The organism is Streptomyces sp. CC208A (assembly GCF_030010625.1).
Taxonomy (GTDB): Bacteria; Actinomycetota; Actinomycetes; order Streptomycetales; family Streptomycetaceae; genus Streptomyces.
Genome location: NZ_JASCXN010000047.1, coordinates 1 through 23,740 on the forward strand (window position 1 = coordinate 1; position 23,740 = coordinate 23,740).

Consider the following 23,740-nt stretch of genomic DNA (forward strand, 5'->3'; position numbering starts at 1 on the left):
GACCAGACTGGTCTTGCCGGTGCCCGGAGGGCCGTAGAGCAGCACCGGCACGTCGGCGTCGCGCAGCCGGTTCAGCGCCTCGACGTCGGGCAGATCGGCCAGCTCCCTCGGGTGGTAGAGCTGGCCCCCCGCGCGGCGGATCGGGCCGGTCCACCTGGGCGTGGCTGCTGCGGGAGTGGTCGTGCGGGCCGTGGCCGCCTGGGCGCGGGGAGCGTGGGTGCCCGGTGGGCTGATCACAGCGGTTTGCGCGGCTGCGGCGGTCTTCGCGTTCGCGCGGAACTGCGGTTGCCCGGTTCCGCTTTGGTCGGCCTCGCCGCGTCGCACCAGGGTGAGGGCGGCGTTGCGGACGGCGCCGTGGGAGTGGCCCAGCTGCCTGGCCATGTCCCCGATGGTGAGCGCGTCCGCCGGCCGGTCGGCCAGCAGACGGGCCACCTTCGCCCTCAGCTCGCCGCCCTTGGTCCGCGCTGGACTGGTAGGCGCTCCGGGTGTGGTCAAAACGATGTCCCTTCAACAGGTATGGGCGCGGGCGGGGCTGGCGATGCGCTGGAGGGGCTGGCCGCTCTCGGAGCGGATCACGGACTGCGCCGACACCGGAGACCGGGCCAACCGGGGCGTACCGTCGGCGCTCACCGGCCGACCGAGGGCTCGGTACAGGTGCAGGGGATGACCGGCGAGCAGCTCGCTGACTGCCGAGCAGACCCGTGCGCCTGCTCCGTACCGGGTTGTGTCGCTCGGCAGGCGCAGCCTGGCGCCTCTTCGAAGCCGTCCTGGAGCAGGATCCGCCGGGCGGCGGCGTTGTAGCCGGTGGTGGTGATCTCACCGGTGATGGAGTGCCGGATCGTCATGAACGGATCTACTGGTGCTTCGGGCAAGGAGGATCTCCTATCGGCGGTGGCGGGGAAGCGGTGGGGTGTTGGGCGAACGCGCGGGCCCGAAGGTTCCAGCACATCAACGGCGCGTGGCTGGACCGCAAACGATGGGCGATGACTGCCGAGCTGCTCCAGGGCGGGTCTCACCGCCCCGCACCTGTCTGACTCGCCTTTCCGCACGTTCTGATGGCTGGGTGTACTACGGCCTGTCCGGTGGATCATGTGCGGAGCCATAATCGGATTGCGGCGACGGTGACGGTGCCGTGGAAGACGTAGGCCCTTTTGTCGTACCTGGTCGCCACCGCGCGGAAGGTCTTGAGTCGGTTGATGGTGCGCTCGACCTCGTTGCGGCGCTTGTAGATCTCCTGGTCGAAGCCGGTGGGCCTGCCGCCCCGGCCGCCGCGGCGCTGGCGGTGGGCCCGCTGGTCGCGGCGTTCGGGGATGGTGTGCTTGATGTGGCGTCGGCGCAGGTGACGCCGGTTGCGGCGGGAGCTGTAGGCCTTATCGCCACCGAGGTGGTCGGGTCGTGTGCGGGGGCGGCCGCCGCCCGGACGTGGGACGCGGATGCGCTCCAGGACCGGGATCAGCTGCGGGGCGTCGCCCCACTGACCGGGTGTGACGAGCAGGGCCAGCGGGCGGCAGCCGCCTTCTCCGGCCAGGTGGATTTTGCTGGTCTTGTGTCCTGAACATCAAAGGGAGTTGGTAGTAGGACAGCTTCTGGAAATGGTGCTGTGCGAGAGATGAAGGTTTGGCCCTTCGGAGTCGCCCTGCGGGGGGAGGCTCCAAACCGCCTCATGCTGCGTTGGCTGAAGACCGTCGTGGTGAGCGATGAGGAAAAGGCGTCGTAAGAGGCGTCAGGTGGGGACTGGAAAGGCGAACGCAAGTGAATCGCTGCTGACGTGTCGAAAAAGATAAAGGCGGCATCGAAACCGGGGTGTGACCAGAATCCCGGGATGAGCCTGGCGGGTGCCCGTCTATTGGCCAGGTGGTGCCCGGCATGTAGGCGACGCGAGTCCAGTCTGCTGCTTTCGCATGGAACAGGAGAAGGCAGGTCCCGACACGCCCCGCCATGTCGCGGGGGAGAGGGAGTGCCCCAAGTGGCGGACACCGCAAGGGGTCGAGTACCGACGCGGGACCTGCTGGCGGACCGGCTCGTAGTAGTGACGAAGCCCCTGTAACGGGGGTGGAGCGAAGGGGCCGGGTCGTTCGTGACTGTGTTGATCACATCAACCGGACTGCGTCCGGGAGGAGTGCGATGGGCCAGTTGAAGTCTCAGATCAAGCCGTTTGATATCTCGAAGTGGGAAGTCAAGGAGGCGTGGGAGGAAGTCAGGGCGAACAAGGGTGCACCCGGTGTGGATGGGCAGAGCATCGAAGACTTCGAGAAGGACCTGAAGAACAATCTTTACAAGGTCTGGAACCGAATGTCATCGGGCTCGTACTTCCCGCCTCCGGTGCGCGGGGTGGAGATTCCCAAGCCGCACGGCGGTGGCACGAGAATACTCGGTATTCCCGCTGTCGCCGATCGCGTGGCCCAGACCGTGGTGGCCCGGCATCTGATGCGAAGGGTGGATCCAATTTTCCACCCTGACAGCTACGGATACCGGCCCGGACGGTCCGCCTTGGACGCAGTGGAAAGGTGCCGGGAGCGCTGCTGGAAGCGGGACTGGGTGGTGGAGTTCGACATCACCAAGTTCTTCGACAGCGTGCCTTGGGACCTGCTGGTCAAGGCGATGGAAGCTCACACTGACGCCGTTTGGGTGAAATTGTATGTGCGGCGGTGGCTCCATGCACCGCTCGCCATGCCCGACGGCTCTCTGCTGGAACGGGAGTGCGGAACCCCGCAAGGGGCGCCGGTCTCTCCTGTGTTGGCGAACCTGTTCCTGCACTATGCGTTTGATGCCTGGATGGCACGGGAGTTCCCGAACATCTGGTTCGAACGGTATGCGGACGACGCGGTCCTGCACTGCGTCACCGAGCGTCAGGCCCGGCAGGTACTGGCGGCGCTCATGGACAGGATGGCCGAGGTCGGACTGCGCTTGCACCCGGCCAAGACCCGGCTCGTGTACTGCAAAGACGGCAGACGTCGCGGCTCCTTCGAGCACACGGCGTTCACCTTCCTCGGCTACACGTTCCGAGCCAGACAGAACCGGGATCGTTACGGCAAGTCATTCCAGTCGTTCGATCCTGCTGTCAGTAGGGACGCCCTGAACAAGATGGGACGGGAAGTGCGCTCCTGGCACTTGCACACCCGTTCGGATCTTTCCTTCAAGGAGCTTGCCCGCAGGATTAACCCTGTCGTGGCCGGCTGGATCAACTACTACGGCCGGTTCAGGCTGTGGGAGTTGAACCCCTTCTTGATGCGCATCAACGCCTACCTGGTGCGCTGGATCCGCCAGAAGTACAAGCGGCTTGCGGCTGAACGGAGAGCCATCGCGAAGATGCAGGAGATCGCCCGAAGATATCCCCGCATGTTCGCTCATTGGCGCTGCACCGTTGCAGCCGTGATGACCTGACGAACAGAACGACAAGAGCCGTGTAACGGGAGACTGTTACGCACGGATCTGTGAGAGCCGGGAGGTGAGATTCCTCCCGGCTACTCGGCAGTCCGCCCCGGGAGCGTCCCAGTGCCTCATCGGGGCGGTGGTGGCGGGGCGTCGTCCTTTTCCCGGGACGCGGGGCGTTGTGCGGCGGGCGCCGGCGGCGTGCTGGTGGGCGCGGCAGGCGGTGGAGTCCACGCTGACCATGCTCCAGTCCAGCCGACCCTCGGCGTCCGCGTCGGCCTGCAGCGCGTGCAGGATCCTGTCCCACGTGCCGTCCGCCGACCAGCGTCGATGCCGCTCGTAGACGGTCTTCCAGCTCCCGAACCGCGCGGGCAGGTCCCGCCACGGCACACCCGTGCGCAACCGGAACAGCACCCCGTTGATCACCCTGCGGTGATCGTTCCACCGCCCACCCCGCCGGCCCATCTGGGGTAAGAGCGGCTCCAGCCGGGCCCACTCTGCATTCGTCAGATCACCTCGTCCCATACGAGGCCAACGAACCGCAGCCCTCAGCTATCCCATGATCCGCCGGACAGGCCGTAACAACGGCGATGAACGTTTCTCCTTCGACGAGCGGGGTGAGAGCGGGACGGCGGGGTGGAGGTGCGGCGGTGGCGGCCGGGCCGGCGGCGGGGGCCGAGCGCGGGTCGGGAAAGCGCGAAGACGGCGACGGCGAGGACGGCGCCGGCGACGGGCAGCGTGGACAGGACCAGGAGATGGCCGGCGAACCTGCCGGCGAGGGCGGTGCCGGCGGCCTGCCCGGTGCCGACGGCGAGGATCAGCCACGCGTACGCCTCGGTGGCCCGCGAGGCGGGGGCGAGGGTGTCGACCGTCTCGAACCCGGAGGTGATGGCCATGGTGAGGAACAGCCCCGGAAGAGCGGCGGCGCCGATCGCGGCCTGCGGCCCGGGCTGGGCGAGGAGGCCCAGCCATCCAGCGGCGAACAGGGCTGCGGTGACGATGAGTTGCGTTCCGGGCGCGGCTCGGCGGGGAAGGCGGGCGAAGAGCAGCCCACCGAGGAACGAACCGGTGGAGAACGCGGCGGGCAGCACGCCGGTCAGCCAGCCGGTGTCGTGCGCCTCGGCCATGGCCGCGGCCCACACGGTCAGCGCGCCCAGGGCGAAGCCGATGCCGGCAAGCCCGGTGCACAGCAGCACCAGACCACCGCTCGCCAGACGCGGCCCCTCCCCTCGGCGGACAGCGGCCTCGCCGATGGGGCGGGGGCGCCAGGTACGCGAGGGTGCGGAGGTGAGGACGACGGTGGCCCCGAGCAGGCCGAGCACGGCGGTGGCGAGCAGGGCGGCGTCGGCGCCGTACGCGGCAGCGAGCCAGGTGGCCAGCAGCGGGCCGGTGACATAGAGCAGGCCCTGGGAGCCGGTGTCGAGGGCCTGGATCACCTTCCTCTGCCCCGGGTCGGTCACGACCGTCTGCCACAAAGACCTCAACCCTGATTCCAACGGCGGACTCGCCACGCCGGCGAGCGCGACGGTGGCGGCGACGGCCCACATGCTGCCGTCCGCTCCGATCACGGGCAGGGCGAGCAGGCTGCCGTTGGCGACGGCAGCGGCAGGTGCGCTCACCCGGGTCTGCCCGTGCCGGTCCATGAGCCGGCCCTTGACCGGCTGGGCCAGGCCGGACGCCAGCCCGTACACGGCGGCGAGCGTGCTGGCCGCCGTCAGCGACCCGCCGGCGGCGGTCACCCACAACACCAGGGCGACGGGGATCATGCCGCTGGGCATCCGGCCGGTCAGGGTGCCGGCCAGCAGGCGTACGACGTGGCGCGTGCCCAGAACGGCCCGGTAGGTCACGGGCGGCGGGGCGGGGGTGGGGCGTTCGGCCAGGAGCAAGGCGAGCGGGGACTTTCCGGGAGGAGCGGAGGCGGAGGCTCACCGCGGCCGGGGCTGGTCTACAGGCGGCGGCGCGGGACGCGGGGCGGTGTGGCCGTGGCGGGTGCGGGCGGCGGGGTGGTCCGCCCGGTGGGCGGGGGCTTGATGTGCCGGGGCTGCGGGGTGCGGTGCGGGGGCAGGACGGCGATGGTGTCCTCGAAGGCGTCCAGCGCCTGCCGGAGCTGGCGGTCCAGGAGGTCGGTCTGGACGATCAGGCCCCGCAGCCGCACGGAGAGGTCCCGGCCGGCGACCGTCTCGGTGGCAAGCGCGAAGTCGGCGCATTCGCCGAGGAGGTCGGAGAGCTGGGAGAGGTGGCAGGGGCCGGTGCCGTCGCTGGCCACATGGCCGATGGCCTCGGCGACCGCCTGGCTGTGCGTGGCGCCGACGACGCCCTCGATGAGATCGGCCAGCGCCGGAATCGTGCCCGCGCCTTTGGAGAATCGTCCGCGCGGGTGCAGGACGCCGGGTTGGACGGGCGGCGGCAGGGCGGCCAGGGCCTGGTCGTAGGTGTCGTACCGGCCAAGCACCCGCATCGTGGTGCTGTCGACGTCCCCGGCGACGATGAGCACGCAGTCCTTGGCGGGCTCGTCGAGGTGCGGGACCCCGACGACGGTGAGCTGTCGGCCCGAGGCGTCGTACCGGGACTCGTACAGGTACATCATGTGGCGGCGCCGGATGTCCTGGGCGTGGGCGGCCCACAGTTCCTCCTCGGCGGCGGGGAGTTCGGGCCCGGGCAGCGGCGGTGTGTCCTGGACGGCGAGGTCCTTGAGGAACGTCGCGCGCTCGGCCCAGGTGGCCTGGCACTGGTGCAGGACCGCGGTGCCGTCGCTGGTCTGGTGAGGGAGGCGGTCGCGGGCCAGGTCCGCGGCGGCTTCCAGGTCGTCCACGAGCAGGTCCCATCCGGCAAGGTGCCGTGAGGGAGGCTGCAGCCGCAGGGCGGCGCGAGCACGGTCGATGAGAACAGCGGTGTGCGGGAGCAGGTCGGCGAACGCCTCGGTCTGCTCCCGGTACCGTTCGGCCTCGATCTTCCGCTCCACGGCGACGTGGTCGGGCCAGCCGATGCCGTACCGGGCCTGTCTGGCGGCTTTGTCGGCGCGGGACTTGAGCTCCGAGTACCGGGCGGCGTAAGTGGTCAGGGCGCCGATCGCGGCCTCGGCGGCGGGCGGTGAGCTGATGGAATCTCCGTAAGGTCGAATGGGGGCCGGGTCACCGGCGTGGTGCTGGGGAGGAAGAGCGGGGTGCGGGCGGCAGCGCCCGCATGGGACCGGCGGCAAGGGGGGCCTTCGCGGCGGCCGGTTGGGTGTTCTCGACGGTGCGCAGCGCCAGTTCGACCAGTCGGTCGCCGCCCTCGGCCAGCCACCAGGCCAGCAGGTCGGGATGCGGCGCGACCGGCACCGGACCGGTGCCGGTGTCCGGCGCGACGGCGATGTCGTCCGCCTGCTGCAGGAAGGCCGTCTCGTGCTCGTCGAGTGTGCCCAGGTCGCGCACGGCCGCGATGACGATCGGCGCGGAGTCGGTGAACCGGGCGAAGGCGTCGACGAGGAGCGGCGGGGCGGGGTCGGGCACGGTGCCGTCCGGGAACGTCTCGTGCGCCCAGGCGAGGGTGTCGGCCATATCGGAGGCACGGGTGTGGAGCACAGCGCGCGTGTAGACCGGGAGGAGACGGGTGTGGATCAGGTGTGCTGCCGAGGGAGCATCCGGCTGCACGGTCACGCCAGGCGGCGGGGTGACGAGCAGCTCGTGGCTGAGGTCGATCGGCAGGAGAGCGCCGACGTGGTAGACGTCGAGGCGGGGGTCCTTGAGAACGACGAGTTCGGTTCCGTCGTCGCGCTTGAGGATGGCCGCCCGCGGCACGCGGTGATGGTCCAGCGTGTCGGCGACGTGCCCGGTGCTCCACAGGCAGGCCGCGAGGTCCTCCTGCCACACGCGCAGCGAGTAGTTCTCGACCCGGGCGGTCCACGCTCCCGGCAGGTGCTCGATCACGTCGAGGGCGAAGTCCCCGATGTACCGCTCGGGGCTCGGGGCCAGTTGTATTCCGGCGGTCTCGGCGAGGACACGGAGGGCGAGCATCACCTCGCGGGCACGGTCGAGGTCGTCCAGCGGCAGGGCGTGGTAACCGCTCTTGGCCTTCTGGAACCCGGCGAGCTCCATGAGGGTGCCCGCCCAGCGCCAGTTGTCGCCGTCGACGTGTCCGACGACACCGTCGCGATCGCTGGTGAACAAGGTGATCTGGGTGGAGGAGTGCGCGACGGCGCTGCCAGGGCTGCCGGTGAGGCGCGTAAGTTCACTGGGGTTCAGCGGGGATATTCCTCTCGGCGGGGCGCCCGGGCGCGCTGGCCTGGGCGTGGAAGGCGGTGAGCAGGTCGATGCCGAGCGGGTAGAGCTGCCGGTCGGCGATGTCGAGAAGGTCGCCGGCGCGCAGGTAGCGCTCGGCGAGCGCGGGCTGCCCGTGCTCGCGGCACCAGGAGCCAGCGGTCCGAAGGACGTCCCGCAGGGCCAGGAGCGTGCTCGTGTCGGTGCCGGTCAGGGCATCGAGCAGGACGTGGACCTGGGCGGCGGACCGCGCGGTGGGCAGGTGCTGTGTCCAGGCCCGTACGGTCTCGGCCGGATCGGGCAGTGCGAGCGCGGCGAGGAAGGGGAGGGCCTCGGCGCGGGCCCGCCGGCGCAGCTCGGTCCCGGACGGCGCCTCAGGACGGTCCGGGTTCACCGGCCCCGCCCCCGGTCCCCGCCGCCCGGTGCCGGGACCGCAGGCGGGAGCAGATGGGCCTCGTACTCCCGCGTTCGCTTCTCGGCGAGGCGGTGGACGAGGGCCTGCAGCTTCGGGGGAGCCTCGACCACCGCGTTCGACCGCTGCCTGGTGGCAGGGGCCGGGAGGTCGGGGGCAGCTTGCAGACGCAGGGCGATCCGGTCGACCTCGATCTCCACGACCCGCAGGACCCCGGCGAGTTCGGCCAGGCGCCGCGCGTCCCGGTCGTGCGCGGCGCCGGGGAGAGAGGAGACGGCGGACGCGGTGCCGAGCAGCAGGTCGGCCACGGGCCGCAGGAGGCTGTCGTCACCCTGGGCCAGGACGGCGAGTGTCCGCCCCGCCTCGTACGGCTGCCGCAGGCCGTCGGTGTGCTGCGCCCAGGTCCGCAAGGTCTGGGACGCCGTTCGTACGGAGGGCGGGGCACCGTCCCCGGCGGTGTCCTGCGGCGGGGTGGCAGGGGAGAGGGAGGGATCGAGACGGACCGGGTAGCGGGCGGCACGCAGCATCTCGGCGGCATGGGAGGCGTGGTCGTTCTCCCATTCCTCGCCCAGGTCGAAGGGGAGGCGGTGCCAGGTGCCGCGCAGGGTGTCCTGGCGGATGAACGCGGCGCGGGCGAGAAGTTCGGAGGCGAGCGAGTCGATCGGTCCCACTGCCTCCACCTCGCCGCCCCGGCCGCGGACGATGCTGATCGGGTTCCCGGTCACTGCCCGCGCCCCTGTCCGAGGGCGGTGAGCGCACTGGCGGGCCGAGGGGAGGCGGGCGTGGCCTGGGCGGGGGCGGCCGGCCGGTACTGGGTGGAGCGGATGCCGGCGGCCTGGGCGATGCGGGAGCGGCGTTCCATCAGTCCGGCCCGGGGCTGGACCCGGGGCGGGCCGGCGCTCTGGGCGGGATCCAGGGTGTAGTCGGCGTGGACGTCGAAGCCGCGCCGGCGCAGGTCGTGGACGGCCTGGCGGGTGCGGCGCACGCCGTCGTACTCGGGGCTGGTCAGCCGGTACAGGCCCTCCACGCCGGGGACGGGCTCAAACTGCTCTGCCGTCAGATACCAGTGGGCGAGGTGCGGCGCCGTGTTCGCGGTGGGGGCGGCGACGAATCCGTACTCGGGATGCTGGCCGAAGGTGAAGTGCTGCTTCAGGAGGACTCCTTGACGGGGCGGGTCAGCGGCGCTGCGGCCTGGCGGCAGGTGTCAGGGCAGCGGCGGGGGGCTGGGCGGGGACGGGGGTGAGCTTCGGCAGATCACGGGGCAGGGCGATCGGCGGCGGGCTGCCGGGCATCCACCCTTCGAACGCGTCGCTGAAACGGGCGCGAGGGTCGGTGTCCCAGGAGACGACCGGTCCGCGCAGGTCGACCTGCCGGCTGATCACTTCGATGCCGGCCGGATGGAGGATGTAGCCCCAGTGATGGCCGCCGGAGTTGGCCTGGGTCACGGTCTCCCGCTCGGCGGGTGTGCCGTCGAGATTGACGACGCCGGTCATCTCGCGGCTGGGCCACTGCTCGCCGCCGGTCAGCCGCTGCAGCAGTCCGGGCGGGGAACCGTCGAGAAGGTCGGTGCCGATCTCGTCCCAGGCGAAGACGACGTCGTCGATCAGGTACCGGCTCAGGGCCTCGATGTCCCGGCCGAAGCGGAACTGGTAGGCGGCCAGCAGCAGCGGGAGCATGTTGCGGGGGCTGCTGTCGAACTGAACGTGGACGCCCTCGTATCCGGTGGTGGTGGGGCGGGCGATGAAGGCGGGAGTTCCCAAAGACGCTCCAGAAAAAGGGGGTTAGGGAGTACGGCCGGGGGCCGGCGCGGGCGGCGTCGGCAAAGAGGCGGTCATCGCCCCGGGTGAAAGGGGCCGCCAGGGCTCGGCCGGGGAACCGGCGGCGAGGCCGGCCATGCGCTCGGGGACGACGTGGAGGTCTTCCCCGAGCCTGCGCAGCCGGGTGGCAGCCTCGGCGAGGTCCTTGGCCAGGTAGAAGGCGTCGTCGTCGCCGTCGTTGCGGTCGCGGGCACGGGCCTTGTCCGCGGCGGCGTCGAAGAATTCGCCGAGCCGGGTGAGCAGCCCGTCGTTGCCGTCGAGGACCTGGTGGAGCAGGGCGGCGATCTGCCGCTCGTCGGTGGAGGCACTGACGCGTGCGGTGAGAGCGAAGAGGAGACGGCCGTACGGGAAGCGAGCGTCCGGCTCGTCCGCGGAGGCCGAGGGCAAGCCGGAAGCGGGCGTGTGCGATGTCGGCGAGTTGATCTCCGAAGGTGGGAGGTGAGCGTGGGCTGCCTCGGGCCTGTGCCGGGCCGTTGTCACCGAGAGCGGTGCGCCGCCTGCGGACTACCGGACGCGGCGGACGGGACGGCAGGACCCGTCGGGGCGTGGTACGCCCGGGGCGCGGGAGCCGGAGGCGCGGACGCAGCGGCGTGGCGGCCCGTAGGGGCGTGGCGGAGATTGAGCCCCACGTTGGTCTGAGCGAGCCGGGCGGCGAGGACCTGGATCCGAACGGCGGTGGCGACGGGCCCGTACCCAGGAGGGAGGAGGAACGCTCCCTGGTCGGGGACGTACTGGAATCCGGAGAGGTACAGCGCGTCACGGGCCTCGGCCGGGACACTCGCATACGGGGTTCCCAGGGCGCCGTCGCCGTACCGCGTGAGCGTGACCGCCTTCGCCGTCTCCGCCGGGGCCTGGCGGTGAGCGGGCGGATCCGGGCGGACCCGGGCCTGCGCGCGGACTGCCTCGACGGCCCTTGTATACCGGGGCAGAAGCCGACGGCTGACCGCGGCGGCGGCCCGCACCGCGTCGGCGCTGACCACGATGCCGTTCGGCTCGGGCACGCCACGGAAGTGATGCGGCTGGAAGCCGGCGGGTTCCAGCGCGGCGACGAGGAACTGGCCCCGGTGGCGGGGCCGCTCGATGAGGTAGAGCTCTTCGCCGGCTGGACCGGACAGGACGGCGTGATGTCCGAGGACGTATTCGCTCACGGTCCAGTCGACGTGACCGGAGTCCCACAAGCGCTCCGCTGCCGGGAACTGGTCGCTGTACGTGGTGTGGCGGTGGTACTCGCTCCTCCACGTCCCGGGGAGCCGAGACACCAGCTCGACCGCGAAGTCGGAAAGGGGCGTCGGGGGTGAGCTCAGGGGCCCGGAGGCGATGACCGGTCCTTCACTGCTCGGAAGTCGGGGTGTCACGGTCTACTGCTCGTCGTGGTCGAGGTCCCAGTCCACGTCGTCGAGGGTGTCCTGCCGGTAGTGGAAGACGGCCTCTTCCAGCGCGTGGAGGCTGGAGAATCCGGGGTTGGCACGGAATGCGTCGGTGCGCTCGTGGACGTACCGCTGGGTTCGTGCGTCGGCGGTGATGGTGCGGACGGTGTTACGGGAGGAGATCAGACCCCATTGCGTCATGTCCGTCGGGGTGGTGTTCTTCATCCACACCCAGATCCCGCCGCCGAGCTTGAGGATGCTGTCGGGGTGGTACAGGTCGCCGGTCTTCTTGTTGCGGCGCGGGCTGCGGCGCTCGCCGAGGTCCCGCATCAGGCCCTGGGCGGCCTTCCTGACGACCGCGGCCTCCAGGTCCTCGCGTTCGCGGATCCGGGCGCACAGGTCGTCGAGCAGGTCCTCCTTGTGCATGCGCCCGGCGTCGTTGGTTATGTACTGGGCGGCTTCGAGGGCGAGCTTGCGCAGGTGGGGGTCGGAGGAGTACTTCACGGGAGGTTGCGGTCCTTCCATACGGCGGCTATTTCGGCGAGGGCGGTGGCGGCGTGCTCGATCACCTCGCGGGTGACGGCACGGCCGGGCGGGGCGAGTTCGGGGTCGTACTGGGCGAAGGTGCGGCTGCCGCGTATCTGGGCGAGGGCGGGGAGGATCTCGCAGAGCAGGTTCGTGGCGACCCGGCGCTGCCGCAGCTCCTCTTCGAGCCGGGCTTTTCGCTCTGCCCAGGCTCCCTGGACGGTGAGGGTGCCCTCGACGACGCGGTCTGCGAGCTGGGGGTCCTCGCTGCGCAGGCGGGCGAGCTGCGCTTCCGCCGAGTCCGCCTGGGCCTTGGTCTCGCGGGCGGTCTTGTAGGCGTCGTCCAGGGAGACGGCCCCGGAGATCACACGGTCGACGAGGTCCGGCGCGTGACGCAGCACGGTCCTGGCCTGTCCGACCCGTCCGATGGAGAGGCCCGTCTGTTCAGAAACTGAACGGGCGGTCTGTTCAGTTTCTGAACAGGCCGGATGTTCAGAAACTGAACATGCTGTGGCGGCGATCATCGCGAGCTGGCCCTTGGTCAGGTGGCGCCGTCGGCTGTTCGCCGACAGCACGTAGGCGCGGGCGTCGTCCCCGTCGTAGGTGGTGTAGGCGGGTTCGACGCCGGCGATCTCGCAGGCCCGCAGGCGGTTCTTGCCGTCGAGGATCCGGCCCGTGGAATCCAGGACGACGGGCTTGCGAAGGCCATGTTCCCGTATGTCGTCTGCGAGGGCCTGGAGCTCTTCCTCGTCGAGCATCGGGAAGAGCGCGGTGGTCGGGTGGAATTCGATGGGGCAGTCCTTATTACTGGGCGGAATCGAGGAGCGGGGTTTCGGCCGTGGAAACGGCTCCGAATGAGAGGGATGAGGCGGACGGGCGGCGAGGGAGTCGCCGGTGCGTCCGTTTCAGGTACGGCTCTTGACCGGTGCTGCGGTGCCTTCGTCGCGCAGCGCCGTTTCGATGCCGGCTTCCGCAGCGATCATGGCGTAGATCATTGCGAGCTGGTCCTTCGTCGGGCTGCGGCGCTGGGTGTTGACGGTCAGGGCGAACGTGCTGGGGTCGTCCCCGTCGTAGGTGGTGTAGGCGGGTTCGACGCCGGCGATCTCGCAGGCCCGCAGGCGGTTCTTGCCGTCGAGGATCCGGCCTTCGGAGTCAAGGACTACGGGGCGGAGGAGGCCGTGTGTGCGGATGTCGTCCGCGAGGGCCTGCAGCCCTTCCTCGTCGAGCATCGGGAAGAGTGCGTTGGTCGGGTCGAGTTCGATGGTGATCTCCATGGGGATGGACGTGACATGAGGGCGTTGGAACAGCGCAGGAGCTATGGGCGCGGAGCCGACGGGGCGGCGGGAGGCGGCGACGGCGGGAGCGTCGTGCGGCTCTGCGTCGGGTTCGTGCCCCACGCGGGGTCGTATTCCTCGCGCAGCGCGACCTCGACGCCGGCTTCTGCGGTGGCCGTGGCGGCGAGCAGTCCGCTGGAGGCGCTCCAGATGAGCCTGCGGGGCGAGTCCGGTGTCCTTCGCCGGTCTCGCGGGTAGCGGTAGCCGGCGTGTATCAGGAAGGTGCTCAGGTCCTGGATGACCTGCTCGGCGGCGGCGAGTGCGGCGAGGACGACGGCGCTGGCCTCGACCGGCGTCGCGGCTTCGTCGAGCGCTGCCTCGAAGGGCCGCAGATCCACGGTGTTCGGTGCTGGGGCGGGGACGGGGTGGCGCTGGAGGAACGTTTCGGTGTCCCGGCGGGCCCAGCGGTGGAGGTCGTCTGTGGTGGGGGTGCCGGTGTGGTGGGCGTGGATCTGGTCGGTGGTGCGGCCGGTGTTGTCGTACAGCTCGAAGTCCGGGTTCAGATAGGGCTCCAGAGGGTCGGGATTTTCGGGGTCAGTGCATGCGGGCGTCGGTGTCGAACAGGGCCTGTTCGGTGGGGTGCAGGAGGTGCTGGACGATGAAGCTGCGGCCGGCGACGCGCCACAGGCCGCGTCCGCGGGTGAGGTGGGAGATGGCCTCGGTCTCGACGGCGGTCAGGCCCAGGAGGGTGGCTGCGGCGTGGATCTGGTCGGTCTCCTGGCGGTAGATGATGCGGGTGGAGCAGTCGGCGAGGAGTCCTTCGGCGAGGGCCCGGCCCTGGGATCCGGCGTCGCCCGCGGTGAGCAGGTCGGACAGGCGGTGGATGACCATGAGGTTGGCGATGCCGAGGCCGCGGCTGAGCTTCCACTGGGACTGCATGCGCTGGAGAAGGCCGGGGTGGCGCATCAGGCGCCAGGCTTCGTCGTAGACGATCCAGCGCCTTCCGCCGTCGGGGTCGGTGAGGGCGGCTTCCATCCAGGCGGAGGCGCAGGTCATGGCCAATACCAACGCGGTGTCGTCGCCGGAGCCGCCGAGCCGGGAGAGGTCGATGGTGAGCATCGGGCTGGCCGGGTCGAAGGCGATGGTGGAGGGGGCGTCGAACATGCCGGCGAGGTCGCCGTGGACGAGGCGGCGCAGGGCGTGGGAGAGGTCGCGGGCGGCGTCTCCGAGGTGGCCGGAGACGGTGCCGGCGGCGGCGTCGAGGAGGTGGGGCTGGGCGAGGGTGTGGGCGATGTCGCCGAGCAGCGGGGCCCTCCCGGCGGCGGTCGCGGCGCGGACGACGCCGTCGAGGGCGATGTCGAGGGCGGTGTGTTCCATGGGGAGCAGGTCGCGGCCGAGGACGGTGCGGGCGAGGGAGCCGAGCAGGAGCAGACGGCGCTTGCGGACTTCCCCGGCCCAGTCTGCCGCCGGGACGGACGGCGGTTTCGGGGCGGCGTCGAGGGGGTTGAGCCGGCCGGGCAGTCCGGGGCCGAGGGCGATGGAGGTGCCGCCGAGCGCGGCGGCGACCGGGGTCCACTCGCCCTTCGGGTCGCAGGGGACGTAGACGCGGTAGCCGAAGGCGACCGAGCGCAGCGCGAAGGACTTCGCGAGCGCGCTCTTGCCCTGTCCGATGACCCCGGCCAGGAGCACGTTGGGGTTGGTGAAGCCTTCGACTTCGACCTTGCCGTACAGGGCGAAGGGGTCGAAGACGAAGGAGCCTTCGGCGTGGACGTCGCGGCCGATGTAGATGCCCTCGGCGCCGAGGCCGCCTTCGGCGAGGAACGGGTAGGCGCCGCAGGCGGTCGCGGTGGTCATCCGGTGGGCGGGCAGCCGCAGCCTACCGCCGCGTGCGGAGGCCGGGCCGGGGCGTCCGGCCGGTGGGTAGAGCGGCGGGGGGATCTCGGCTTCGCCGGCGGCGTCGGCGGTGTCCTTGAGGGCGGCGGCCTTGGCTTTGGCCTGGGCTTCGGCGAGCTGTTTGCGGGCGGCGCGGCGGCTGGTGCGGTCGGTGCCGTGCGGGGTGAACAGGGGGCTGGCCGAGGCCCGGCGGGCCCGGCGGCCGGGGCGGTGTCGGGACATGAGCAGGATCGTTTCTGCGCCGGGGATCAGGCGGTGTTGTGGTCGGCCGGGGTGGTCTTGCGGCGGATGGCGTGGCCGGAGGCGAGGTGGCGCTGGCAGATGGTCAGGACGAGCGGGCCGTCGGGGAGGCGGTGAGGGGTGCAGTCGGGTGCGGCGGGCAGCATATGGAAGGCGTCGTGGACGCTGGTGGCGGCCTGCCACAGCCGCAGGTGCGCGGTGGCCAGGTGCCGTCCGGCGGCGGGGTGCTCGGCCCGGACGGTGTCGGCGAGCTGGTCGAGGAGCAGGTGCAGGCGGGCGAGGTGCTCGTGCAGGTTGTCCAGGTGCCGCCGGTCGGTGGGGGCGCTCGGGGTGAGGGCGCGGGTGTGGTGGCGGATGCCGGCGGTCGCGGCCCGCAGGTAGGGGTGGGCGTCGCTGGTGTCGGTCGCGGTGATGGTGGCCAAGAGCGGTGGGTCTTTCTTCGTGGGGCCCGGATCGGATCGGGCGCGGGACCCTACTTCTCCTGGGCGGTGCGGGCGAGGGGGAGAGCGGCCAGGGTGAAAGCCTCGGGCTGCTGGTAGACGAGGCGGCGAAGGTCGACCTGGGCGGTGACGGCGGCGGTCTCGATCTGGGCGCAGGCGGCGTCCAGGGCCTGGTCGGTGTCGGCGGTGACGGTGAGCAGGCCGGTCATCGCGACGTCGGCGTGGCCGGCGATCAGCTGCCGTTCGCGTTCCTTGACGTCGCCGTACTCGACCGCGTCGGCCTCGGAGTCGACCTGGCCGCGCCGCGCGCGTTCGTTGGCGTCGGCGATGATCGTGGCCTTGGTGCGCTGGACGTCGCGCAGCGCGGACTCCAGCCCTTGGGGGACGTATATGAGGGAGAAGGTGCGGCGTACTCCGGCGGTGAACAGCAGCTGGTGGAGGAAGCCGGCGAGAACCTCGGTGCGGGGCCAGTTCTCGACCCAGTAGGTGGCGTGGCGGGCGGTGTCGGTGATGAGCCGGTCGTGCTCCTCGACCTGGACGACGGGCCCGGCGGCGGCGGGGTCGGCCTCCGCACGGCCGGAGCGCGACCACTGCTGCAGCGCGGCAAGCGACTTGGGATCGTAGGCGGTGCGGATGACGGCGGCGATCTCCTGCGCGGTGAGCCACCCGCCCACGGTGAGGCCGGCGTTGTGAGCGGCCTGGGTGAGGGAGGCGGTGGCCTGGCCGAGCACGGTGAACGCGCCGGGCAGCCCGCCGCCGGCCTGCGAGATCAGGCGCTTGGCGGTCTTGAGGTCGAGGGAGATCGCCAGGTAGGTCTCGTGCGGGGCGGCGGCCGGGCCGGCGCTGGCGACGAGGTCGCTGTAGACCTGGCCGGCGAGCTGGGCGTCGGGCCGGCCGTGGGTGTTCCAGTGACGGGTGAGGGTGTCGCCGGAGTCGGGGACGGTGCGCTCCAGGACCTGGACGGAGGCGATGTGCCCGGTGCGGGCGATCCCGGCAAGGGCCCGGCCCCACGCGTTCACGTGGGAGTTCTGGGTGGCGGGGTCGAGCAGGGCGAACGCGCGGCTGGTGATGCGGGCCACGGCGGTGAGGGTCTGCCGGTGCGGGTCGTGAAGGGCTGCGGCCTGCCCGTCGGCCGGGGTGACCGCCTTGATCGAGGCGGCGGTGCCGGGCAGGTGGAGGGTGCCCTCGGCGCGGGGGCGGGTGACCGGGCGGGCGAGGTAGAGGGTCTGTCCGGTGCGGCGACGCTGGGCGTAGCGGGCGACGATCGGGGCCCAGTCGATCAGAGACCGGCCGCTGCGGCGTACGGCCACGAGCGCGGCGACCGCTGCCCACAGCGGAGTGAGGGCGACGGCGCCGGCAAGTCCGGTGGTCACCACGGTGACCAGGAGCACGGCGAGCGCGGCGGCGGTGAGGACGAGCTGGGCGAGGGAGAGGCCGAGCAGGATCCCGCGCCGGGACCGGGACGGGAACTTCACCGTCATCGGCGGGGTGAGCGTGAGGTCAGACAAGGCGGAAGGCTTTCAGCAGCGGGGCGGCGGTGGTCCCGGGCGGGGACACCAGGGAGGCTGGTGCCCCCGCCCGGATGACGGGGCAAGGAGGGGTCAGGGGCCGGCCGGGGACGGCGGTGTCGTGAACGGACTGCCACCCGTACCGCTGCCGGAGCCGGCTGCGGCGCCGACAGCACCCGCACTCGGGGCCGGTGCGTCCTGCGTGCTGCGCGGGGTGGCACCCGCACCCGGAGCGCCGGAGGCGCTGGCGGCCCCGAAAGCATTGCCCGCGTCCTGGCCAGGGCTGGTCGGCATGGACCGCACCGTCTGGTCCAGCCCGGTCTTGGCCTTGTCCATGGCGGGCGATCCGCCGGTACTGCCGCCGCTGCCGGAGGAGGGGTTGGCGGCGATGTCGCCGGGGAACTGCCCGGGCACCGAGGCCGGGCCCTGGGGCGACGCAGCTCCGGCTCCGGCCGCCGCGCCGCCGGTCCCCGCGGTGGCCGCCGCGGCTGCGGCCTTGCGACTGGCGTTCTCGGCGTGCTGCTTGGCGATCTGCGCCCCGGCCCCGCCGGAGCGGTGCAGCGACTCGCCGTCCGTGGACTCCGCGGCCCAATGCACGAACTTGAACGTCGCGTACGGGCAGAGCATCACCAGGAGCATGATGACGATGCCGGCCATGACGTCGGCGAGCGCGGCGAGTCCGCCGTCGGTGTCGGTCTTGCCCATCGCGGAGATGCCGAGCAGGAAGATCACGGTCATCAGGAGCTTGGAGACGATCAGGGTGGCGGTCGCCTCGATCCAGCCGCGCCGCCAGCGGCGGGCGGCTTCCCATCCGCCGCCGGCACCGGCGAAGACGGCCAGGGTCACGAGCACGAGGACACCGACCTTGCGGACCATCATCACGCACCAGTAGAGGATCGCGCCGACGGCGGCACCGAGGGCCGCGAGGGCGGCCACCAGCCAGCCGAGCGGGGAGATCGCGGCGATCTGGGAGACCTTCACCATGCGCCGTACGGCGTCCTCGATCGACGTGCCGGCCGCGGCGAACAGCCCGTCGGACAGGGCGTCGACGACTTCGATCGCGACCGTGGTCAGGGCGATGGCCGCGAAGCAGAACAGCACCCCGGAGGCCGTGCCGGTGAACGCCTGGGCGAGAGCCTGGCCGTCGCGTTTCAGCGCGGCCCGGATGAGCTGGGCGCAGAAGGTGGCGACCAGGATCGTTAGCCCGATCGGCAGCAGCAGCTCGTAGTTGTCGCGGAACCAGCCGGCGTTGAGGTCGATCCTGGTGGTGGTGTTGACCGCCTCGGCGGCCAGGTCGGCCGCGGCGGCGGCGAGTTCGCCGCAGGACTTGGCGATCCAGTTGCCGATGCCTTCGGTGATCGCTTTGCCCGGGTCGGAGATGAAGTCGATCGCGTCGGCCGCGTCGCACAGCTTGCCCGCGACGGGAAGGGCGCAGAAGTCCATGGGGGACTTCTCCTTTCGGTCAGCGGGTCAGGGGGCGGTGTTCGGCGCGATGGCCACCAGGGCGCAGTCCGTACTGGGCCGGCACTGGACGGCGAGGGTGACCGAGCGGTCCTCGGCACCGCCTCCGCCGTTCTTCCAGGTGATGGACTGCTTGCCGGTGACGGTGACGGCGTAGATGTACGCCTCACTCAGCGCGGCCGGGTCCTCGGCCAGGGCCTGTTTGAACGCGGAGGGGAAGTGCGACTCGGTAACGGTGGCCGTGGCGTACTGGGCGTTGTCACCCATCCGCGACCACAGCAGCGGATCGGGCACCTGCGCCTTGATCGAGGCCCAGTCGGTGTACTTCGTCTCGCTCGTCATCCAGGCGTGCATGCCGACGAGCTGCTGGTCACGGGTGGTGGTGCGGGTGTCGTAGGACCAGAGCATCACCGCCGCCGCCCGGCCGTAGGCGAGGGGATCGGCAAGGTGCGGCGGTGGCGAGACCGCCCCCGCCCCCGCCCCCGGCCCCGGTGACGGTCCGGCCGGCTTGCCGGACCGGTCGGCCGGGGAACTGACCGAGGCGGTCGGCCGGCTGGAGGGCCCGGCGTCCTGGCTGGTGGCGCGCTGGGTGAGGTAGGCGGCGACGGCGAGCAGGACGGCGAGGACGGCGGCCAGGACGGCGATGCGCCGGCCCGTCGGCCAGTGCGCGGTGGAGGCGCCCAGTCGGGGGCGGGAGCGCTTGCCCATCAGTGGACCTGCGAGCCGAGCGTGGAGAAGAAGGCCACGATGCCGTTGGCGGCACCCAGGCCGAGCGCGGCGCCCGCGCTGACGACGGCGCCCTTCTTGCCGTTGGCCTCGGCCTGGTGGCCGCCGGTGTGGTGGCCCCAGGCCCACACGCCGAGGGAGACGGCGAGCGCACCGACCACGGCGATGATGCCGAACAGGTTGATGCTGTTGACGACGTTGCGCAGCACCTCCAGGCCGGGCAGACCGCCTCCCTTCGGCGAGACGCCGGGGTCGTAGGCGAGGTACAGGACGCGGTCCGTGAGATCGATGAGGGGAGCGAGGGTGGGGATGGTCGAACTCCTTGCGAGCGCAGGCCAGATAGCCCAGCGGGAAGAGAAGGAAGGGGAGAAGCGGCACGCGGCGGCGCAGGCGGCTCGCGGCGGCCGGTGAAAGCGGCCCGTGGCCCGGGTCGGGCGGGGAGCGCTAGGAGTGGAGAGCGGGGATGCGGCGGACGGCGAGGATCTGCCAGTCGGCGACCTTCTCGATCCGCACCGGGCGCCCGGTCTTCGGCGCGTTGATCACGAGACCCGCGCCCATGTACATGCCCACGTGCTCGGGGACGGCGGCGGTGCCGCGGGTGAAGAGCAGATCACCCGGCTCGAGCGCGTCGGCGGGGACCGGTACACCCTCGTTGACCTGGGTGTACGTGGTCCGGGTGAGGGAGACGCCGGCGTGGGCGTATGCCTGCTGCATCAGGGAGCTGCAGTCGCAGCGGCCCATCGGATCCGGCCCGTGGGCGTTCGTGCAGGTGCCGCCCCACTGGTAGAGGGTGCCGAGCTGGTGCATCGCCCAGGTGATCGCCGCCCGCGCCTTCGCAGAGGCGTCGGCCGGGATCGCATAGCCGGCGGGGACGGCGCCTTCGGAGATCTCACCCCAGGCGGCCCCGTCCTCGCCCGGCCGGCAGCCTCCGTCCGCAGCGCCTCTTCCGGCGTCGCCACCGCCTTCGGGGAGGGTGGTGACGATCGCCTGCTGCAGGGCGCGGGCGAGCGGCTCCCACTGCGCGTACGCGTCCGGGAAGCCGGAGAGCTGGACGGCCTGGGCGGCCTGGGTGAGCGTCATCTGCTGCCACCCCGGGACCTTGAGGAGTCCCTCGTAGAACTTCGTGGCGGCGTAGACGGGATCGAGTATCTCTTCGGCCGTTCCCCAGCCCTGGCTCGGGCGTTGCTGGAACAGCCCGAGTGAATCCCGGTCCCCGTAGCGCAGGTTGCGCAGCCGGGACTCCTGGATCGCGGTCGCTAGCGCGACGACCTGGCCGCGTTCGGGGACCTTCATGGCGATCCCGGTGGCGACGATCGTCTTCGCGTGCGGGATCTGCTCGGTGGGCAGCTCCAGGCCCTCGATGCGGATGGCCGGGTCGGCACCGTTGCCGCCGAGGATGCCGGCGACCTGCCGGGCGACGGCGTCGGTGTCGACCGTGTCGCCGGGGGCGCACTCGGAAGCGCGGGCAGCGGCGCTGCTGGCGGCACCTGCCGTGGCGGCGGCGCCGGCGAGGACGAGAGGGGACAGGCACAGAACGCCGACGGCGGCGGCTATGCCCTTCAATCCGGCGCGCCCCCTGAGGCGACGGGGGCGGTGCGGGCTGTTCGGGGCAGGGACGGGTACGGCGGTGTCACAGGAAGTCCTTCGGGTGAAGCCCGGCCGCGCTGGTACGAGGTGAGAAGGACGCAAGGGGCCGGGGTGAGGTGATCGGGGAGCCCTGGGGCGGCCGGAGGCGAGTTGCCGCTCGCCGGCCCGGCGCCTGACAGGGGCATCGGTCAGACGGGTCGGGACATGGGTGTGCCTCCATGAGGGCAGGGGGAGGGAAGGCCACCAGGCCGCTGGGGCCGGGCGGTTGTCAGACTGTAGGGCCCGATTCCCGGTTCACCTAATTTCTCGTCTGGAGGGGGTCAACCGGGAATCGTGTCCTACAGTGTGGCTTCCCCGCTCGCCCACCGCCCCCCATGCGGCGTGCCCGTTTCGTTGTGCACGCATTTGCCGCGGCGGTTTCTCTGCGCGAGCCGGGATTCCCCTCTTCCTTTCTGTGACCCGAATCGGGGTACCCTTTTGCCTTTTTCCCTCCACCACGGCGACGCCCTTGGTGTACTGGCCGGTCTCCCGGACGACTGCGTGGACGCGGTTATCACCGATCCGCCGTACAACTCCGGCGGCCGGACTGCGAAGGAGCGCACCTCCCGGACCGCCCGACAGAAGTACACTTCCGCCGACGCCGGCCACTCTCTCCAGGACTTCCCCGGCGAGAACATGGACCAGCGCTCCTACGGCTTCTGGCTGACCCAGATCATGACCGAGGCCCACCGCCTCACCCGCACGGGCGGGACGGCGCTGCTGTTCACCGACTGGCGGCAGCTGCCCATCACCACCGACGCGATCCAGGCGGCCGGCTGGCTGTGGCGCGGTGTCCTGGCTTGGCACAAGCCGCAGGCCCGCCCGCAGAAGGGGCGTTTCACGCAGAACTGCGAGTTCGTCGTGTGGGCGTCGAACGGACCGATCGACGCCTCCCACAACCCCGTCTATCTGCCCGGCCTCTACTCGGCCTCGCAGCCGTCGGGCAAGAACCGGCAGCACATCACGCAAAAGCCCGTCGAGGTGATGCGCGAGCTGGTGAAGATCTGTCCGCCGGGCGGCACCGTCCTGGACTTCACCTGTGGCTCCGGCTCCACCGGCGTGGCCGCTCTCCTGGAGGGCCGCGACTTCATCGGCGTGGAGAAGACCAAGCACTACGCCGAGATCGCCTCCGACCGCCTGACGCAGACCCTGCACCAGACCCTCTCGCAGGACGATCTCACCCTGACCGCCTGACACCGGGGCGGTCCGCCCCTCTCGCCCCGGCGCGGGCCGTCTCGGTATTCCGGGAACGAATTCCCCGACCTCTTCCTTCTCTCAGATGCCCGGCACTCACACGTGCCGGGGAGGAGCCTTTCTTGGTGCACGACCCCATAGAAGAATTCGGCGACGCTGCCGGGGAATTCGACCCGGTGCGCCTGCCGGAAGGCGATCTGGACAGCATCCAGGCCACGGTCCGCAAGTTGCTCGACCGGTCCGCCGAACAGGCCCGCCAGCTCGACCATCTCGCCGCCGCACCCGCCCCGGCATCGGCTCCGTTCCCTGGCTTCGGTATGCCGCCGATGCCCGGAGCGGCGGCGCTGCCGCCCGAGCCGCGGCCGATCCTGGAGCTGGACGGCGAGGCGTACGAGAGCGAGCTCGACCTGCTCACCGACTGGGTGGAGGACTACCTCATGCCCATCTACGGGGCGGAGGTCACCACCGCCGCCCCGTGGTGCGACCAGTGGCAGGAGCACCTCGACGTCGTCGCCTGGCTCCACGCCCTGTGGATGGCCTATCTGCAGCACAAGGACCCCGAAGCCGGCCCGGCCGGACCGTTCGTGTGGCACCGCGACTTCCTCACCCACGCCATGGCCGCCGTCCGCGCCCCGGGCGGGCCGCTGTCGGCGTGCCAGACCGACCCCGAGCGTCCCTCGCACCGCCTCCTTCGCGGACCCGGCCGCTCCGTGCGCGCGGTTGCCCGCGACGCGGAGGCGGGGCAGGCGGAGGCATGAGCATCGAGGGCCGGCCCGCGTTCGGCCTCACTTTCGACCCCCGCGCCCTGACGGACCTGCTCCAGGCCCCCGGCGACATCCGCGACCTGTCCCTCGCCCTGCTGCAGGACGTCGTCAACGCCGACCGCCACGGCAGCAAGCTCACCGCTGAACTGGCCGGGCTGCGCAAGCTCTACGTCGACCACCGTTGCGCCTGGCGCATCGTCTACGCGCTCCGGCCAGCCCCGGCGAACTCGGCGTTCCCCATGGAGATCCACGTCGTGGCCGTCCGCCCCCGGGCCAACCACGACGTGTACGACACCGCGGCTAAGCGTCTGGGCATCGCCCCGCGCCCGCTCGGCGCCCGCGCGTACGCCGCACGCACCCGCTCCACCCAGATCGACGCCTACCGCACCGTCCCGAAGCCCGGACCGCCCCCGATCCTGCCCCGGCCCGCCCAGACCACCGCTCTCACCACGAAAGCCGCACGTTGACGACCTTCCCCAACTTCCTCGACCACTACGCCACCAAGGTCCTGGGTGCCCCCGCACAGGCGGAGAACCCCCACCACCGTGCCCTGCTGGAGACCTACGCCGAGGTCCGGCACAAGGAGGCCCGGCTCCTGGCTGCCATGCTCGCACCCCACCCGAACAGCGGACAGGAGGGGGAGCACGCGTGCACCGTCCTCCTCCTGGACCGCCTCGCCGTCGGCCAGGAACTCGCCGCCCTGCTGTCCACCACCTGCTGCTGCCCGGACGAGGAGGAAGCCGGCCACACGGACACCACCAGCTGCTCCCCGGCCTGCGACCCGGACAAGGGCGAGGAGGACGACAAGGGCGAGACCCGGGGCCCGGCGCCGTGGCGCGCCTGCCGGCGGCACTGACCCGGATACGGCGGAGCCCTTGAACCA

The 23,740-nt window shown here is 71.5% G+C and carries 26 protein-coding genes and 3 pseudogenes; 6 read left to right on the forward strand and 23 right to left on the reverse strand.

Translation table 11 applies throughout. The annotated features are described in order from the left end of the window. The 3 genes and pseudogenes from QK442_RS32855 to QK442_RS32865 all read right to left on the reverse strand — a co-directional run. Positions 1-432: pseudogene (locus QK442_RS32855) on the reverse strand (hypothetical protein); the annotation flags it as partial. 194 nt (positions 433-626) lie between these two features. Next, a complete protein-coding gene (locus QK442_RS32860; RefSeq protein ID WP_282697817.1) occupies positions 627-845 on the reverse strand; it encodes a hypothetical protein in 219 nt (72 codons plus the stop codon). Positions 846-1,087: 242 nt separating this feature from the next. Next, positions 1,088-1,543, reverse strand: a pseudogene (locus QK442_RS32865) (IS5 family transposase); the annotation flags it as partial. Positions 1,544-2,124: 581 nt separating this feature from the next. Between QK442_RS32865 and ltrA the strand changes: the two are divergent. Further along, positions 2,125-3,384 carry a group II intron reverse transcriptase/maturase gene (gene ltrA / locus QK442_RS32870; RefSeq protein ID WP_282697773.1) on the forward strand — a complete coding sequence of 420 codons (1,260 nt, stop codon included), beginning with the start codon at positions 2,125-2,127 and terminating at the stop codon, positions 3,382-3,384. 82 nt (positions 3,385-3,466) lie between these two features. Here ltrA and QK442_RS32875 read toward each other — a convergent pair. The 9 genes and pseudogenes from QK442_RS32875 to QK442_RS32915 all read right to left on the reverse strand — a co-directional run. Then, a pseudogene (locus tag QK442_RS32875) lies at positions 3,467-3,897 on the reverse strand (IS5 family transposase); the annotation flags it as partial. A 23-nt stretch (positions 3,898-3,920) separates the two neighbouring features. Further along, a complete protein-coding gene (locus QK442_RS32880) occupies positions 3,921-5,258 on the reverse strand; it encodes an MFS transporter (RefSeq protein WP_282697774.1) in 1,338 nt (445 codons plus the stop codon). Positions 5,259-5,317: 59 nt separating this feature from the next. Then, complete coding sequence (locus QK442_RS32885) at positions 5,318-6,571, reverse strand: hypothetical protein (RefSeq protein WP_282697775.1); 1,254 nt, start codon at positions 6,569-6,571, stop codon at positions 5,318-5,320. Further along, complete coding sequence (locus QK442_RS32890; RefSeq protein ID WP_282697776.1) at positions 6,504-7,520, reverse strand: hypothetical protein; 1,017 nt, start codon at positions 7,518-7,520, stop codon at positions 6,504-6,506. The genes QK442_RS32885 and QK442_RS32890 overlap by 68 nt, the downstream gene beginning before the upstream one ends. A gap of 61 nt (positions 7,521-7,581) precedes the next feature. Further along, a complete protein-coding gene (locus QK442_RS32895) occupies positions 7,582-8,004 on the reverse strand; it encodes a hypothetical protein (protein ID WP_282697777.1) in 423 nt (140 codons plus the stop codon). Further along, complete coding sequence (locus QK442_RS32900) at positions 8,001-8,747, reverse strand: hypothetical protein (RefSeq protein WP_282697778.1); 747 nt, start codon at positions 8,745-8,747, stop codon at positions 8,001-8,003. The genes QK442_RS32895 and QK442_RS32900 overlap by 4 nt, the downstream gene beginning before the upstream one ends. Beyond that, the gene (locus tag QK442_RS32905; RefSeq protein ID WP_349239703.1) at positions 8,744-9,049 is read right to left on the reverse strand and encodes a hypothetical protein; all 306 of its coding nucleotides are present in this window, start codon (positions 9,047-9,049) and stop codon (positions 8,744-8,746) included. The genes QK442_RS32900 and QK442_RS32905 overlap by 4 nt, the downstream gene beginning before the upstream one ends. A 148-nt stretch (positions 9,050-9,197) precedes the next feature. Then, the gene (locus QK442_RS32910; protein WP_282697779.1) at positions 9,198-9,782 is read right to left on the reverse strand and encodes a hypothetical protein; all 585 of its coding nucleotides are present in this window, start codon (positions 9,780-9,782) and stop codon (positions 9,198-9,200) included. A 21-nt stretch (positions 9,783-9,803) separates the two neighbouring features. After that, positions 9,804-10,226 (reverse strand): hypothetical protein, encoded by a 423-nt coding sequence (locus tag QK442_RS32915; protein ID WP_282697780.1) that lies wholly within the window; start codon positions 10,224-10,226, stop codon positions 9,804-9,806. Between the two features lie 221 nt (positions 10,227-10,447). On the opposite strand from QK442_RS32915, the gene QK442_RS32920 reads away from it, so the two are divergent. Then, positions 10,448-11,137, forward strand: coding sequence for a hypothetical protein (locus tag QK442_RS32920; RefSeq protein WP_282697781.1), 690 nt, complete (start codon positions 10,448-10,450; stop codon positions 11,135-11,137). 60 nt (positions 11,138-11,197) lie between these two features. On the opposite strand, the gene QK442_RS32925 is transcribed toward QK442_RS32920, so the two are convergent. From QK442_RS32925 to QK442_RS32975, 11 genes are all read right to left on the reverse strand, one after another. Continuing rightward, positions 11,198-11,710, reverse strand: coding sequence for a hypothetical protein (locus tag QK442_RS32925; RefSeq protein ID WP_282697782.1), 513 nt, complete (start codon positions 11,708-11,710; stop codon positions 11,198-11,200). Beyond that, entirely contained in the window at positions 11,707-12,489 is a 783-nt protein-coding gene (locus tag QK442_RS32930; RefSeq protein WP_282697783.1) for a ParB N-terminal domain-containing protein, read from the reverse strand. The genes QK442_RS32925 and QK442_RS32930 overlap by 4 nt, the downstream gene beginning before the upstream one ends. Before the next feature lie 147 nt (positions 12,490-12,636). Beyond that, positions 12,637-13,005, reverse strand: a complete 369-nt coding sequence (locus QK442_RS32935) for a ParB N-terminal domain-containing protein (protein WP_282697784.1) — start codon at positions 13,003-13,005, stop codon at positions 12,637-12,639. 41 nt (positions 13,006-13,046) lie between these two features. After that, the gene (locus QK442_RS32940) at positions 13,047-13,403 is read right to left on the reverse strand and encodes a hypothetical protein (RefSeq protein ID WP_282697785.1); all 357 of its coding nucleotides are present in this window, start codon (positions 13,401-13,403) and stop codon (positions 13,047-13,049) included. Between the two features lie 196 nt (positions 13,404-13,599). Then, a complete protein-coding gene (locus QK442_RS32945; protein ID WP_282697786.1) occupies positions 13,600-15,120 on the reverse strand; it encodes an ATP-binding protein in 1,521 nt (506 codons plus the stop codon). Between the two features lie 26 nt (positions 15,121-15,146). Then, positions 15,147-15,560 carry a DUF6238 family protein gene (locus QK442_RS32950; RefSeq protein ID WP_282697787.1) on the reverse strand — a complete coding sequence of 138 codons (414 nt, stop codon included), beginning with the start codon at positions 15,558-15,560 and terminating at the stop codon, positions 15,147-15,149. A 50-nt stretch (positions 15,561-15,610) separates the two neighbouring features. After that, positions 15,611-17,086, reverse strand: coding sequence for an SCO6880 family protein (locus tag QK442_RS32955; protein WP_282697788.1), 1,476 nt, complete (start codon positions 17,084-17,086; stop codon positions 15,611-15,613). A gap of 93 nt (positions 17,087-17,179) precedes the next feature. After that, positions 17,180-18,529: an ATP-binding protein gene (locus tag QK442_RS32960; RefSeq protein ID WP_282697789.1), complete on the reverse strand. Its 1,350-nt coding sequence runs from the start codon at positions 18,527-18,529 to the stop codon at positions 17,180-17,182. Positions 18,530-18,556: 27 nt separating this feature from the next. Then, a complete protein-coding gene (locus QK442_RS32965; RefSeq protein ID WP_282697790.1) occupies positions 18,557-19,255 on the reverse strand; it encodes a hypothetical protein in 699 nt (232 codons plus the stop codon). Next, positions 19,255-19,563 carry a DUF6112 family protein gene (locus tag QK442_RS32970; protein WP_282697819.1) on the reverse strand — a complete coding sequence of 103 codons (309 nt, stop codon included), beginning with the start codon at positions 19,561-19,563 and terminating at the stop codon, positions 19,255-19,257. Before QK442_RS32970 ends, QK442_RS32965 begins: the two co-directional genes overlap by 1 nt. 154 nt (positions 19,564-19,717) lie before the next feature. After that, complete coding sequence (locus tag QK442_RS32975; RefSeq protein WP_282697791.1) at positions 19,718-20,836, reverse strand: C40 family peptidase; 1,119 nt, start codon at positions 20,834-20,836, stop codon at positions 19,718-19,720. Positions 20,837-21,337: 501 nt separating this feature from the next. On the opposite strand from QK442_RS32975, the gene QK442_RS32980 reads away from it, so the two are divergent. The 4 genes from QK442_RS32980 to QK442_RS32995 all read left to right on the forward strand — a co-directional run bounded on the left by QK442_RS32980 (position 21,338) and on the right by QK442_RS32995 (position 23,713). Next, a complete protein-coding gene (locus tag QK442_RS32980; protein WP_282697792.1) occupies positions 21,338-22,093 on the forward strand; it encodes a site-specific DNA-methyltransferase in 756 nt (251 codons plus the stop codon). Positions 22,094-22,269: 176 nt separating this feature from the next. After that, positions 22,270-22,851: a DUF4913 domain-containing protein gene (locus QK442_RS32985; RefSeq protein ID WP_282697820.1), complete on the forward strand. Its 582-nt coding sequence runs from the start codon at positions 22,270-22,272 to the stop codon at positions 22,849-22,851. Beyond that, complete coding sequence (locus QK442_RS32990; protein ID WP_282697793.1) at positions 22,848-23,324, forward strand: hypothetical protein; 477 nt, start codon at positions 22,848-22,850, stop codon at positions 23,322-23,324. Before QK442_RS32985 ends, QK442_RS32990 begins: the two co-directional genes overlap by 4 nt. Beyond that, positions 23,321-23,713, forward strand: a complete 393-nt coding sequence (locus QK442_RS32995) for a hypothetical protein (protein WP_282697794.1) — start codon at positions 23,321-23,323, stop codon at positions 23,711-23,713. The genes QK442_RS32990 and QK442_RS32995 overlap by 4 nt, the downstream gene beginning before the upstream one ends. Positions 23,714-23,740: the final 27 nt, after the last annotated feature.

Bases quoted from the DNA above. Each gene is read 5' to 3' on its own strand.
- QK442_RS32860 (WP_282697817.1), bottom strand. From the start codon at position 845: ATGACGATCCGGCACTCCATCACCGGTGAGATCACCACCACCGGCTAC.
- ltrA (WP_282697773.1), top strand. From the start codon at position 2,125: ATGGGCCAGTTGAAGTCTCAGATCAAGCCGTTTGATATCTCGAAGTGG.
- QK442_RS32930 (WP_282697783.1), bottom strand. From the start codon at position 12,489: ATGCTCGACGAGGAAGAGCTCCAGGCCCTCGCAGACGACATACGGGAA.
- QK442_RS32935 (WP_282697784.1), bottom strand. From the start codon at position 13,005: ATGGAGATCACCATCGAACTCGACCCGACCAACGCACTCTTCCCGATG.
- QK442_RS32945 (WP_282697786.1), bottom strand. From the start codon at position 15,120: ATGTCCCGACACCGCCCCGGCCGCCGGGCCCGCCGGGCCTCGGCCAGC.
- QK442_RS32960 (WP_282697789.1), bottom strand. From the start codon at position 18,529: ATGGACTTCTGCGCCCTTCCCGTCGCGGGCAAGCTGTGCGACGCGGCC.
- QK442_RS32965 (WP_282697790.1), bottom strand. From the start codon at position 19,255: ATGGGCAAGCGCTCCCGCCCCCGACTGGGCGCCTCCACCGCGCACTGG.
- QK442_RS32990 (WP_282697793.1), top strand. From the start codon at position 22,848: ATGAGCATCGAGGGCCGGCCCGCGTTCGGCCTCACTTTCGACCCCCGC.